This window comes from Micromonospora sp. NBRC 110009, from assembly GCF_030518795.1.
Taxonomy (GTDB): domain Bacteria; phylum Actinomycetota; class Actinomycetes; order Mycobacteriales; family Micromonosporaceae; genus Micromonospora.
The window spans coordinates 2,544,196-2,557,504 of record NZ_CP130427.1 but is presented as its reverse complement, the minus strand read 5'-3'; the positions used below and the strand labels follow the sequence as shown (position 1 = coordinate 2,557,504).

The 13,309-nt window shown below is 66.2% G+C and carries 11 protein-coding genes and 3 rRNA genes; 7 read left to right on the top strand and 7 right to left on the bottom strand.

What is annotated here, in order from left to right; genetic code table 11:
• Positions 1-166 precede the first annotated feature (166 nt).
• From rrf to Q2K19_RS12215, 5 genes are all read right to left on the bottom strand, one after another.
• Positions 167-283, bottom strand: a 5S ribosomal RNA gene (gene rrf, locus Q2K19_RS12235).
• 78 nt (positions 284-361) lie between these two features.
• Positions 362-3,471: ribosomal RNA gene (locus Q2K19_RS12230) — 23S ribosomal RNA — on the bottom strand.
• Between the two features lie 369 nt (positions 3,472-3,840).
• Positions 3,841-5,356: ribosomal RNA gene (locus Q2K19_RS12225) — 16S ribosomal RNA — on the bottom strand.
• The 16S, 23S and 5S rRNA genes sit together here, the layout of an rRNA operon.
• Positions 5,357-6,037: 681 nt before the next feature.
• Positions 6,038-6,295: an SCO4848 family membrane protein gene (locus Q2K19_RS12220; RefSeq protein ID WP_302770715.1), complete on the bottom strand. Its 258-nt coding sequence runs from the start codon at positions 6,293-6,295 to the stop codon at positions 6,038-6,040.
• A gap of 160 nt (positions 6,296-6,455) precedes the next feature.
• The gene (locus tag Q2K19_RS12215) at positions 6,456-6,911 is read right to left on the bottom strand and encodes a hypothetical protein (RefSeq protein ID WP_302770713.1); all 456 of its coding nucleotides are present in this window, start codon (positions 6,909-6,911) and stop codon (positions 6,456-6,458) included.
• 296 nt (positions 6,912-7,207) lie between these two features.
• Here Q2K19_RS12215 and Q2K19_RS12210 point away from each other — a divergent pair, with 296 nt between their 5' ends.
• The 4 genes from Q2K19_RS12210 to argS all read left to right on the top strand — a co-directional run bounded on the left by Q2K19_RS12210 (position 7,208) and on the right by argS (position 11,041).
• Entirely contained in the window at positions 7,208-7,654 is a 447-nt protein-coding gene (locus Q2K19_RS12210; RefSeq protein WP_302770711.1) for a PRC-barrel domain-containing protein, read from the top strand.
• A 61-nt stretch (positions 7,655-7,715) separates the two neighbouring features.
• Positions 7,716-7,883, top strand: a complete 168-nt coding sequence (locus tag Q2K19_RS12205) for a hypothetical protein (protein ID WP_302770709.1) — start codon at positions 7,716-7,718, stop codon at positions 7,881-7,883.
• Positions 7,884-7,978: 95 nt separating this feature from the next.
• On the top strand, positions 7,979-9,037 hold the full coding sequence (trpS, locus tag Q2K19_RS12200) for a tryptophan--tRNA ligase (protein WP_302770707.1): 1,059 nt from the start codon (positions 7,979-7,981) through the stop codon (positions 9,035-9,037).
• Positions 9,038-9,322: 285 nt separating this feature from the next.
• Entirely contained in the window at positions 9,323-11,041 is a 1,719-nt protein-coding gene (gene argS, locus Q2K19_RS12195) for an arginine--tRNA ligase (protein ID WP_302770704.1), read from the top strand.
• Here argS and Q2K19_RS12190 read toward each other — a convergent pair.
• Together Q2K19_RS12190 and Q2K19_RS12185 are read right to left on the bottom strand one after the other, a co-directional pair.
• A complete protein-coding gene (locus tag Q2K19_RS12190) occupies positions 11,009-11,473 on the bottom strand; it encodes a VOC family protein (RefSeq protein ID WP_302770701.1) in 465 nt (154 codons plus the stop codon). The two genes, argS and Q2K19_RS12190, sit on opposite strands and share 33 nt — an antisense overlap.
• Before the next feature lie 48 nt (positions 11,474-11,521).
• Positions 11,522-11,728: a LysE family transporter gene (locus Q2K19_RS12185; protein WP_302770699.1), complete on the bottom strand. Its 207-nt coding sequence runs from the start codon at positions 11,726-11,728 to the stop codon at positions 11,522-11,524.
• A 122-nt stretch (positions 11,729-11,850) separates the two neighbouring features.
• Here Q2K19_RS12185 and Q2K19_RS12180 point away from each other — a divergent pair, with 122 nt between their 5' ends.
• The 3 genes from Q2K19_RS12180 to Q2K19_RS12170 are packed head-to-tail and all read left to right on the top strand — an operon-like array spanning position 11,851 to position 13,308.
• Positions 11,851-12,276: a YbaB/EbfC family nucleoid-associated protein gene (locus Q2K19_RS12180; RefSeq protein WP_302770696.1), complete on the top strand. Its 426-nt coding sequence runs from the start codon at positions 11,851-11,853 to the stop codon at positions 12,274-12,276.
• A gap of 4 nt (positions 12,277-12,280) precedes the next feature.
• Positions 12,281-12,610, top strand: a complete 330-nt coding sequence (locus Q2K19_RS12175) for a type VII secretion target (protein WP_302770693.1) — start codon at positions 12,281-12,283, stop codon at positions 12,608-12,610.
• Complete coding sequence (locus Q2K19_RS12170) at positions 12,607-13,308, top strand: WXG100 family type VII secretion target (protein ID WP_302770691.1); 702 nt, start codon at positions 12,607-12,609, stop codon at positions 13,306-13,308. Before Q2K19_RS12175 ends, Q2K19_RS12170 begins: the two co-directional genes overlap by 4 nt.
• Position 13,309: the final 1 nt, after the last annotated feature.

Below are 13,309 nucleotides of genomic sequence, written 5' to 3'. Positions count from 1 at the left end.
GTCCAGAGGCTCGGCGCCCCGGAGTGGTCCCGTCCCGACGGTACGAGAACCGGCCGCTCGTCCGCGGGCATTCGCCGAAGGCCGTGGTGGTGTCTCAGGGGGCCGTGAATAGGGTCGATAAACGCAGTCAGGGTCACCCTGGAGGGTGACCCTGACTGGAAAGATTGTCCGGCGGTGTCCTACTCTCCCACACCCTCACGAGTGCAGTACCATCGGCGCTGGAGGGCTTAGCTTCCGGGTTCGGAATGTTACCGGGCGTTTCCCCTCCGCCATGACCGCCGTAACTCTATGAACATGTCAAAACAACCGATCGATGGTTGTTCGCTCGTTCAGAGTTGCACAGTGGACGCGTAGCAGCTTGGTAGTCAAGTCCTCGGCCTATTAGTACCGGTCAACTGAACCCGTTACCGGGCTTACATTTCCGGCCTATCAACCCAGTCGTCTAGCTGGGGGCCTTACCCACCCGAAGGTGGTGGGATACCTCATCTTGAAGCGAGCTTCCCGCTTAGATGCTTTCAGCGGTTATCCCTTCCGAACGTAGCTAACCAGCCGTGCCCCTGGCGGGACAACTGGCACACCAGAGGTTCGTCCGTCCCGGTCCTCTCGTACTAGGGACAGCCCTTCTCAAGTATCCTACGCGCACGGCGGATAGGGACCGAACTGTCTCACGACGTTCTAAACCCAGCTCGCGTACCGCTTTAATGGGCGAACAGCCCAACCCTTGGGACCTGCTACAGCCCCAGGATGCGACGAGCCGACATCGAGGTGCCAAACCATCCCGTCGATATGGACTCTTGGGGAAGATCAGCCTGTTATCCCCGGGGTACCTTTTATCCGTTGAGCGACACCGCTTCCACATGCCAGTGCCGGATCACTAGTCCCGACTTTCGTCCCTGCTCGACCTGTCAGTCTCACAGTCAAGCTCCCTTGTGCACTTGCACTCAACACCTGATTGCCAACCAGGCTGAGGGAACCTTTGGGCGCCTCCGTTACCCTTTAGGAGGCAACCGCCCCAGTTAAACTACCCACCAGACACTGTCCCTGAACCGGATAACGGTCCGAAGTTAGATACCCAAATCAACCAGAGTGGTATTTCAAGATTGCCTCCACCCGCACTGGCGTGCGAGCTTCACCGGCTCCCACCTATCCTACACAAGCTAACTCAAGTACCAATGTCAAGCTATAGTAAAGGTCCCGGGGTCTTTCCGTCCTGCCGCGCGTAACGAGCATCTTTACTCGTAATGCAATTTCGCCGGGCCTGTGGTTGAGACAGTGGGGAAGTCGTTACGCCATTCGTGCAGGTCGGAACTTACCCGACAAGGAATTTCGCTACCTTAGGATGGTTATAGTTACCACCGCCGTTTACTGGCGCTTAAGTTCTCCGCTTCGCCCCGAAGAGCTAACAGGTCCCCTTAACGTTCCAGCACCGGGCAGGCGTCAGTCCATATACATCGAATTACTTCTTCGCATGGACCTGTGTTTTTAGTAAACAGTCGCTTCCCCCTGCTCTCTGCGGCCATACAACGCTCCACCCGCGCGGGGCTTCACGTCTCCGGCCCCCCTTCTCCCTAAGTTACGGGGGCAATTTGCCGAGTTCCTTAACCACAGTTCGCCCGATCGCCTCGGTATTCTCTACCTGACCACCTGTGTCGGTTTGGGGTACGGGCCGCTAAGAACTCGCTAGAGGCTTTTCTCGGCAGCATAGGATCACTGACTTCACCTGAATCGGCTCGGCATCACGTCTCAGCCTATGTGTGCTGCGGATTTGCCTACAGCACGGCCTACACGCTTACCCCGGCACAACCACCGGCCGGGATCAGCTACCTTCCTGCGTCACCCCATCGCTTGACTACTACCCGTCAGGTTCCCACGCTCGCCGCTTCAGACCCGAAGGTCATCCACGGTTCGGGTGGTTAGCACAACGAGGTTCGTCAGGGTCGCTCTTTCGCGGGTACGGGAATATCAACCCGTTGTCCATCGACTACGCCTCTCGGCCTCGCCTTAGGTCCCGACTCACCCAGGGCGGATTAGCCTGGCCCTGGAACCCTTGGTCATCCGGCGGAAGGGTTTCTCACCCTTCTTTCGCTACTCATGCCTGCATTCTCACTCGTGCCGCGTCCACAACTAGGTCACCCCGTTGCTTCACCCCCGGCACGACGCTCCCCTACCCATCCACACACCTGCACAAGGAATCAAGTCCAAGCGAGGTTGAAATGTGAATGCCACAGCTTCGGCGGTGTGCTTGAGCCCCGCTACATTGTCGGCGCGGAACCACTTGACCAGTGAGCTATTACGCACTCTTTAAAGGGTGGCTGCTTCTAAGCCAACCTCCTGGTTGTCTATGCGACCCCACATCCTTTTCCACTTAGCACACGCTTAGGGGCCTTAGCTGGTGATCTGGGCTGTTTCCCTCTCGACTACGAAGCTTATCCCCCGCAGTCTCACTGCCGCGCTCTCACTTACCGGCATTCGGAGTTTGGCTGATTTCGGTAAGCTTGTGGGCCCCCTAGACCATCCAGTGCTCTACCTCCGGCAAGAAACACGCGACGCTGCACCTAAATGCATTTCGGGGAGAACCAGCTATCACGGAGTTTGATTGGCCTTTCACCCCTAACCACAGGTCATCCCCCAACTTTTCAACGTTGGTGGGTTCGGCCCTCCACGCGGTCTTACCCGCGCTTCAGCCTGCCCATGGCTAGATCACTCCGCTTCGGGTCTAGAGCATGCGACTGAATACGCCCTATTCAGACTCGCTTTCGCTACGGCTCCCCCACACGGGTTAACCTCGCCACATGCCACTAACTCGCAGGCTCATTCTTCAAAAGGCACGCCGTCACCCCGCAAGGCTCCGACGGATTGTAGGCGAACGGTTTCAGGTACTATTTCACTCCCCTCCCGGGGTACTTTTCACCATTCCCTCACGGTACTCGTCCGCTATCGGTCACCAGGAAGTATTTAGGCTTACCAGGTGGTCCTGGCAGATTCACGGCAGATTTCAGGGGTCCGCCGCTACTCGGGAACACCCACAGGAGACCAGCCACTTTCACCTACCGGACTATCACCGCCTACGGTTGGCTTTTCCACACCATTCGGCTAGCAGCTGGCTTTGTAACTCCTCAAACAAGTGTCAGCTTGTTTCGCAGGGTCCCACAACCCCGACCACGCAACCCCTGACAGGTATCACACGCAGCCGGTTTAGCCTCAATCCGCTTTCGCTCGCCACTACTCACGGAATCACTATTTGTTTTCTCTTCCTACGGGTACTGAGATGTTTCACTTCCCCGCGTTCCCCCCACACACCCTATGTGTTCAGGTGCGGGTGACACCACATGACTGGTGCCGGGTTTCCCCATTCGGACACCCTGGGATCACAGCTTGGTTGACAGCTCCCCCAGGCCTATCGCGGCCTCCCACGTCCTTCATCGGCTCCTGGTGCCAAGGCATCCACCGTTCGCCCTTGACAACTTGACCACAAAGATGCTCGCGTCCACTGTGCAATTCTCAACAAACGACCAACCCACAACCCGAACCGCGTGACACCAAACCCGACAACCGCCGGCGGTATGCCACACCAGGTCATGCCTGGCGCCCGACGAGCTGACCGCTCGTCACAAGGCTCTGAAAGACAACCGATGGTTGTTCCTTCAGGACCCAACAGGGTGCTCTACATCCTCCCCAGCCGCACCAGGACTTCGTTCCACACCACACGAGGTGGCCGTACTAGAAGGAACCCGGCCGTTGCCAGGGAAAGACTCGCCAGTGTCTCCGCCATCGAGCACCCCACCACCACATTCGGGCGGTGCGGGCTCCTGCACCCTTTCGGGTGAAGGTGCTCCTTAGAAAGGAGGTGATCCAGCCGCACCTTCCGGTACGGCTACCTTGTTACGACTTCGTCCCAATCGCCAGCCCCACCTTCGACGGCTCCCTCCCTTACGGGTTGGGCCACCGGCTTCGGGTGTTGCCGACTTTCGTGACGTGACGGGCGGTGTGTACAAGGCCCGGGAACGTATTCACCGCAGCGTTGCTGATCTGCGATTACTAGCGACTCCGACTTCACGGGGTCGAGTTGCAGACCCCGATCCGAACTGAGACCGGCTTTTTGGGATTCGCTCCACCTCACGGTATCGCAGCCCATTGTACCGGCCATTGTAGCATGCGTGAAGCCCTGGACATAAGGGGCATGATGACTTGACGTCATCCCCACCTTCCTCCGAGTTGACCCCGGCAGTCTTCGATGAGTCCCCGCCATAACGCGCTGGCAACATCGAACGAGGGTTGCGCTCGTTGCGGGACTTAACCCAACATCTCACGACACGAGCTGACGACAGCCATGCACCACCTGTGACCGCCCCCGAAGGACCCGACATCTCTGCCGGTTTTGCGGCCATGTCAAACCCAGGTAAGGTTCTTCGCGTTGCATCGAATTAATCCGCATGCTCCGCCGCTTGTGCGGGCCCCCGTCAATTCCTTTGAGTTTTAGCCTTGCGGCCGTACTCCCCAGGCGGGGCGCTTAATGCGTTAGCTGCGGCACAGGGAACCGGAGAGGCCCCCCACACCTAGCGCCCAACGTTTACAGCGTGGACTACCAGGGTATCTAATCCTGTTCGCTCCCCACGCTTTCGCTCCTCAGCGTCAGTATCGGCCCAGAGACCCGCCTTCGCCACCGGTGTTCCTCCTGATATCTGCGCATTTCACCGCTACACCAGGAATTCCAGTCTCCCCTACCGAACTCTAGCCTGCCCGTATCGACTGCAGGCCCGCAGTTGAGCTGCGGGTTTTCACAGTCGACGCGACAAGCCGCCTACGAGCTCTTTACGCCCAATAAATCCGGACAACGCTCGCGCCCTACGTCTTACCGCGGCTGCTGGCACGTAGTTGGCCGGCGCTTCTTCTGCAGGTACCGTCACTTACGCTTCGTCCCTGCTGAAAGAGGTTTACAACCCGAAGGCCGTCATCCCTCACGCGGCGTCGCTGCATCAGGCTTCCGCCCATTGTGCAATATTCCCCACTGCTGCCTCCCGTAGGAGTCTGGGCCGTGTCTCAGTCCCAGTGTGGCCGGTCGCCCTCTCAGGCCGGCTACCCGTCGTCGCCTTGGTAGGCCATCACCCCACCAACAAGCTGATAGGCCGCGAGCCCATCCCAGGCCGAAAAACTTTCCACCACCAGCCATGCGGCCGGTGGTCCTATTCGGTATTAGCCCCGGTTTCCCGGGGTTATCCCAAAGCCTAGGGCAGGTTGCTCACGTGTTACTCACCCGTTCGCCGCTCGAGTACCCCGAAGGGCCTTTCCGCTCGACTTGCATGTGTTAAGCACGCCGCCAGCGTTCGTCCTGAGCCAGGATCAAACTCTCCAACAAAAACTTGTTGAAAACATGTCCTGACAACAAAAGTGTTGCCAAAGGAATCCCAACCAGCCAAACCAAAAGGCTCGACCAGTCCGGGGTAATAAATCAATTTGGCACTGGCTTATCAAGCACCCTGTTGAGTTCTCAAAGAACAACCACACACCATCCGGAAACCCCCACCAGGAGGACCCCCGACCGGGGCATTTCGTCCAACCACACCCGCCGCTCTCGCGCCGGGCACTTTTACTACGTTACCTCACCGTCTCTGCCGTGTCAAACCGTGTGTCCCGGTCTGTCATGCTTCATACGGGTCAGCGCCGCTGAGCACGCGCAGCGGCGAACCACCACGCTTGATCATCGGATTTGGCAGGCCGGCCGCCGCGGCCTCCCGCGAGCTCGCCCGGTGCCCTGCCGGTCGTCAACCTTACCCGGTCGGTTTCGCTCCGCCAAATCCGCCCTGCGGCGTTTCCGGCGAGCTCCGCCCGGACCGCGTCTTCCAGGAGCTGTGCTCCCCTCCGACCCGGTGCCAGTCCGGTCCGGCACTCCCGGGCTTTCGTCCCGTTTGCCCCGTTCCGCGCTGGCAGAGAGAAAGTTACGCGTCTGCGGGTTTGAACGTCAAATCCGCGGGCAGCGTCCCGCGTCACATCATCACCCCGCGGCTATCTTCCCTGTTCAGACAGGGCGCACGGGCGGTCAGGCGGGTGGGTGGACCCGGCGGGCGGCCCGCCATCCCCTGACACCCAGCACGCCGACGGCCGTCCCGATCGCGAGCGAGGCGGCGATCAGCAGGGCGTGCACCCAGAGGAAGCTCGTGGCCCCACCCTCGCCGACGGTGCCCGTCGACCAGGAGCGCGGGTCGTTCCAGATGGCGACCGCGAACCTCGGCCAGATCACCCAGGTCCAGACCCCGACGCCGACCAGGAAGAGGGACCAGCCACGCGAGAGCACCATGGCTGGCCAGTATGCCAGCGCCGGCCCGGGTGGAGCCCATCCCGGATCGGGGCGCCGGCTCCAGCTCGTACACCCGACGGTCCTCCCGGCTGCCCCGCTGGAGCCGGCGACGGTAACCGCGGGCCGGCTACCCGCCGGGTAGCCGGCCCGCCGCACCCGCTCAGAAGCAGGTGACCGCCCCGCCGATCGCCGGGTTCGCCCGGTCGTGGCGGTGCACAGCGCCGGAGGCGTCCACTATCAGGCCACCCCAGATCGCGCAGCCGCCGTTGAGGTACCCGTAGACCGGGCCCGCGGCGTAGAGCCGGTTGCCGTCGTCGACGGCGAAGGAGATCGACTCCGGGTCCAGGTAGACCTGGGTACGGGTGAGCGCGCCGACGTACGCGGACTTGAGGGTGACCGTGCAGCCGTACCCGGTGAAGGGGTTGCGCAGCAGGTGGACCGTGCCGAGCAGTTGACCGGTCGCGGCGTCGTGGATCGGATCCTGGTCGACGGCGGTGAAGCCGAGCCCGCAGAGTGCCTCCGGGGTGTACGGGTTGACGACGCCGGCCCGGGCTCCGGCGCCCAGCGCCCCCACCAGTACGGCCGCCACCGCCGCCATGAATCCGATTCGTCTCATGCTCCGCCGCATCTGCACTCCCTTTCCTGCCAGCTGCCGGACGCGGACCAGAATGGTCGCGACCGAGGGGCCGAACGAATGTGCGCGGCGAACACTGCGGCCCGCCAACCCGTGTGCCGATCGGCCGGTGCACCCCCCGCCACCTGGGCGGCAGCGCGTGCCCGAGGCGGGGCGAGGCGAATATGAGGTTTCTCGCAGGAACGGTCGGTCGTGAACGAAAAATTGCGAGGTTGTTTCCGCCATTCGATCTCCGGGCACTGTTTCCGTGGTCGACCTGACGACATCGGAGGTGTGCCGTGCAGCCGTTCAACCCGTGGACCTGGCGGGATCCGTCCGCCCTCGCCGGCGGCTACGACCAGACCAGCCCGGACGAGGTGCCCCGGCAGCGGACGGCGGGCACCAGCGACGACGGTCCGGACGCACCCGGTCCGGGCACCCCGATCGACCTGACCGGCTACCGGGTCGAGGCGACCGACGGCCGGATCGGGTCGGTCGACCGGGCGAGCGGGGAGGCCGGCGCCCGGTACCTGGTGGTGGACACCGGCCCGTGGATCTTCGGGAGGAAGGTGCTGCTGCCGGCCGGCACGGTGGCGCGGGTCGACCACCTGGACCGCGTGGTGCACGTGGACCGCACCCGCGACCAGGTGAAGGACTCGCCGGCCTTCGATCCGGACGACTTCGACCAGCCCGACTACCGGGACCGGGTGGGCAGCTACTACGCCGAGAGCTACCGCCGGCACTGAGCCGAGCGGGTGTGAGGCAGGGGGCAGGCGGCACGGCGGTCGAGCGGCTACCGTGTCAGGCATGGTCCGGCCGAGCACCTGCGTCCCGGAGACCGTCGACGGTCTCCCGGTGGCTGCCGCTCCGGTTCTCCCGGGCCGCGCCGACGACGGTCGGAAGCAGATCCTCGACGTACTCCGTGCCGGTGGGTTGCGGTTCCGCGCCGGCGGGCGATGGCGGTTCGCGCTCTGACGAGCCGACTCCACTGATCCGGGCACATCCCCGGGTCACTTCCGCGCGCCCGCGCGCCCTTCCACCTTCTCTTTCGGCACGAAAGGCGTACCACCATGTCCGCTTCACGGATGCTCACCGGCGACCGCCCGACCGGGCGGCTGCACCTGGGCCACTACGTCGGCAGCATCGCCAACCGGGTCCGGCTGCACCAGCGGTACGAGAGCTTCTTCATCATCGCCGATCTGCACATGCTCACCACCCGGAACAGCCGGCAGGACATCGAGCAGGTCTCCCGCAACGCCCGCGAGATGGTCACCGACATCCTCGCCGCCGGCGTCGAGCCGGAGCGGGCCACCTTCTACCTCCAGTCGGCGATCCCCGAGGTCGGCGACCTGAACACCCTCTTCCAGAACCTGGTCACCGTGCCCCGGCTGGAGCGCGTCCCGTCGCTCAAGGAGATGGCCCGGGACGCCGGCAAGGACGAGATGCCGTACGGCCTGCTCGGGTACCCCGTCCTCCAGGCCGCCGACATCCTCTGCGTGAAGGGACAGGTCGTCCCGGTGGGCAAGGACAACGCGGCGCACGTCGAGGTGACCCGGGAGATCGCCCGGCGCTTCAACCACCTGTACGGCGAGGTCTTCCCGGTGCCCGAGCTGATCATGTCCGAGACGTCCACCCTGGTCGGCACCGACGGCTCGGGCAAGATGAGCAAGAGCAGGGGAAACGCCATCGCGCTCTCCGACGATCCGGCGACCGTGCGCCGCAAGGTGATGGGGATGTACACCGACCCGAAGCGGGTCCGCGCCGACGTGCCCGGGACGGTGGAGGGGAACCCGGTGTTCGCGTACCACGACGTGTTCAACCCGGACCGGGCGCAGGTCGAGGAGCTGAAGGCGCGCTACCGGGCCGGCCGGGTCGGTGACGTCGAGGTCAAGGAGGCGCTGGCGGTCGCGCTCAAGCGGTTCCTCGACCCGGTCCGGGAGCGGCGGGCCCGATTCGAGGCCGCGAGCGGCCTGGTCGACGAGCTGATCTTCCAGGGCACCGAACGGACCCGGGCCGAGGTGCACCGCACGCTCGTCGAGGTCCGCCGGGCGATGGGCCTCACCAGCGCGTACACCCAGGTGCGGCGGCGGGCCGAGCGGTACCGCAAGGCCGTCGCCACGCCGGCCTGACGATCCGCGTACGCGGGTCGGTCGGTCCGGGGATACGGCCTTGCGCCGTCCCCGGGCCGGCCGGTTAGGCTGCTCGCGTGACCAGCTCGCACGCCCTCCAGCCGACGTCCCCCGACGTTCGGGTCGGCGCGCTGCGACGCCGGCGGTCCCGCGACCGCCTGCGCTGAGCACTTTTCTCTTGCGACCGGCGGATCGAGCCGCCGGTCATCCCGATCGTCCTCGGTCCGCCCGCATCCCGAGTCCGGAGATCCGCGCGAGGCGGATCCGAGCGAGATCGGCGTACCCATGGATCTGGAAAAACTGCTGACCGCCCGGCTGGCGCCGGCGTTCTCGACGGTGGCGGGCGGGCCGGTGGATCCGGTCGTGCGGCGCTCGCAGCGCGCGGACTTCCAGTCCGACGCGGCGCTGGCGCTGGCCCGGCGGCTCGGCCGGCCGCCGCGCGAGATCGCCGCAGCGGTGCTGAACCGCGCGGAGCTGGCCGACGTGTGCGCCGCGGCGGAGGTCTCCGGGCCGGGATTCCTCAACCTGACGGTCGCCGACGGCGCGCTGGGTGGGCTGGTCTCCGCGCTGGCCGCCGACCCGCGACTCGGGGTCCCGTTGGCGGCCGAGCCGGAGACCGTGGTGGTCGACTACTCGGCGCCGAACGTGGCGAAGGAGATGCACGTCGGGCACCTGCGCTCGACGGTGATCGGCGACGCGGCTGCCCGGCTGCTGGACTGGCTGGGGCACCGGGTGGTCCGGGCCAACCACCTGGGCGACTGGGGTACGCCGTTCGGCATGCTGATCGAGCACCTGGTCGACCTGGGCGAGGCCGAGGCGGCGCAGGAGCTCTCCGTGGGTGACCTGGATTCCTTCTACAAGGCGGCCCGGGTCAAGTTCGACGCCGACGAGGCGTTCCGCGAGCGGTCCCGGCGGCGGGTGGTGGCGTTGCAGGGCGGCGACGCCGCGACGCTGCGGTTGTGGCGGCTTCTGGTCGAGCAGTCCGAGCGCTATTTCCTGACCGTCTACGACCTGCTCGACGTGACCCTGACCGAGCGGGACTTCCACGGCGAGAGCAGCTACAACGACCTGCTCGCCCCGGTGGTCGAGGACCTGGACCGGCTCGGTCTGCTCCGGGAGAGCGCCGGCGCGGCATGCGTCTTCCCGCCCGGGTCGGTGGGCCGGGACGGCGAGCCGCTGCCGCTGATCGTGCGCAAGTCCGACGGCGGATACGGCTACCCGGCGACCGACCTGGCCGCGATCCGGCACCGGACCGGGACGCTGGGCGCCACCCGGCTGCTCTACGTGGTCGGGCTCCCGCAGCGCCGGCACTTCGAGATGGTGTACGCGGCGGCGGCGCAGGCCGGCTGGCTGGTCCCGCCGGCCCGGGCGGAGCACGTCGGGTTCGGCTCGATCCTCGGGCCGGACGGACGGATGCTGCGTAGCCGGGCCGGGGAGTCGGTGAAGCTGGTCGGCCTGCTCGAGGAGGCGGTGGCCCGGGCCACCGCGCTGGCCCGGGAGCGGAACCCGGAGCTGGCCGAGGCGGAGGCGGGCGAGGTGGGCCGGGCGGTCGGCATCGGCGCGGTCAAGGACGCCGACCTGTCCAGCGATCGGCACAAGGACTACGTGCTGGACTGGGAGCGGATGCTGTCGTTGGACGGCAACACCGCGCCCTACCTCCAGTACGCGTACTCGCGGATCCGGTCGATCTTCCGGCGGGCCGGGGTGGCCGCGCGGCCGGACGCGGGGATCAGCCTGGCCGAGCCGGCCGAGCGGGCGCTCGCATTCGAGCTGGTCGGCTTCGGGGCGGTGATCACCGAGGTGGAGCAGAGCCTGGAGTTCCACCACCTGGCCGCCTACCTGTACCGGCTGGCCGCCGCGTTCAGCGCCTTCTACGAGCGCTGCCCGGTGCTGCGGGCCGACGGGCCGGTCCGGGACAGCCGGCTGGTGCTCTGTGACCTGACCGCCCGGGTGCTGCGGCAGGGGCTGTATCTACTGGGGATCCGCACGCCGGAGCGGCTGTGACCGAACCACCTCCGACCGCTCCCGGACGCTCCGGCGTCCGGGGGCGGTCGCGTTCTCCGGGTGTTGTCGGCGGGGCAGCCAGGTCTGCACCTCGACGAGGTTGCCCTCGGGATCCCGCAGGTAGGCGGCGCGGATGCCCCAGCCCGGTCGGTCGGCGGGCGGGGCGACGACCGTCCCGTCCGGCAGCGCGGCCACGACGGCGTCCACGTCCGGCACCGGGACCACCACCAGCACTCCGCCGTCCCCCCGGCCCACCGGCAGCACCGCCTCGGCGGCCCGCCGGCCCAGCAGGGCGAGCACGGTCTGGCCGCCCTGATCGAAGCTGGCGTACTCGACCTCGGCGATCACCTTCTCCGGCTCGCCGAGCAGACCGGCCCAGAAACGCAGGGTGGCCGGGAAGTCGTCGGTGACGACGCGGGGATGCAGGCTCATGCTCCGGACCCTAGCCCGCGCAACGCTGGCAGCTCATCGACCGGCGGTCTACCTCGCGGTGGTGAGGGCGAGCCGGACGCCCAGGCCGATGAGCACGACACCGCTCAGCCCGTCGGCGGCACGTCGCACGGCCGACCGGGAGATCAGCCGGCGCAGCGCGGCCACCAGGCTCGCCACGGCGAAGAACCAGGCCGCGGTGATGGCGCCGAGCACGATCACGCCGCCGAAGGCGAGCAACTGGGGTGCCGTGGTCATGGTCTCCACTCCCGCCCGGCACGGGATCCGATGTGGACCCTGCGCCGGCGCGCTCCATGTTAATCTTCCTCGGTTATCGAAGATCACGATTTGTGACCGCGCAGGGACACAAGGGGGTCGGCGTGCCAGACGGGGGAGGCTTGCTCGACCCGGACGGCGCGGTGCAACGGCTCGCCGCGTGGAAGGGTCGGATCAACCAGCTCGCGGCCGACACCAAGGCGATGAGTGACCGCCTCCAGGAGGTGCGGGTCATGCTGGCCGACATCAACGGTCTGACCGAGGTCACGATCGACTCCACCGGGGCCCTGGTCGACCTGCGGTTGGGGCAGCGGATCCACCGGGTCGCGCCGGACGTCGTCGCCAGAACGATCATGGACACGATCCGGGCCGCCCGGCGGCAACTGGCCGACCGCACGCAGGAGATCATCGCCGACACCGTCGGCACCGAGTCGGCCGCGGCCCGCGCGGTCGCCGAGCGGGTGGGACAGCAGCTGCGCGACGCCGATCCCCCCGCGGCCGGCTCCGACGACCGGTACGGGCGGTGGTGACGGCGTGGCCGACGGTTTCGAGGTCGACGCGGAGCAGATCCGCACGCACGCCCGCAACCTCGACCTGCTGAGGGGGCGCTTCGACGCGGTCAAGACCGCCAGCGCCCACATCGCGCAGGACGACTCGGCGTACGGGCTGCTCTGCGGGTGGATCTCCGCGGTGCTGGAGGGCCGGCACAAGCGGCAGGACGAGCTCATCGCGTACGTGGAGGAGAACCTGTCACTGGTCGCGAAGGGCCTGCGCACGACCGCCGACAACTACGACAACGCCGACCTCGACGCCGACGACACGATCCGCAAGGCGGGTGGCGGGCTGACGAGGTCGGCGCAATGAGCGACACGTCGCTGATCGCCGACGTCCAGTCGACCCGCAGGCCGTGGACCGGGGCGGCGCTGGCCGACAGCGTTCAGGGGCTGGTCGACGCCATCCACAGCGAGGGCTGGGTCGACGACCTGATCGCGGGCGCGTCGTTGGGCATCGAGGTCGCCGCGACCGTGATGGATCCCTTCAGCGCGCTGCTCGCCAACGGGCTGGGCTGGGCGATGGAGTACTTCGAGCCGCTGCGCCAGGTCCTCGACGAACTCACCGGCATGCCCGACGTGGTGGCCTCCCATGCGGCCACCTGGGACAACATGGCCGCCGCGCTGCAGAGCATGGCCAGCGACCTCAAGTCCTACGTGGACGGGGACATGCCGCACTGGCAGGGGCGGGCCGCCACCGCGTACCACAACCTGATGGAACACAACGTGGAGGCGATAAACGGGCTCGGCGGGATCTCCGCCGCGATGGCCGCCGCCACCCAGGCCGCCGACAACCTGGTGATGTTCACCCGCGACATCGTCCGGGACCTCATCGCCGACCTGGTCGCGCGCGTCATCGTGTGGGCGGTCGAGGCGATCTTCGTGGTCACGATTCCGGTGATCGCCTCGCAGATCGCGGCGGCCGTCGTCAAGTGGGCCGGGCGCATCCTGACCTACGTCATGGCCCTGATCACCAGCCTGACCAACCTCTCCGAGCTCCTGGACGGCTGAC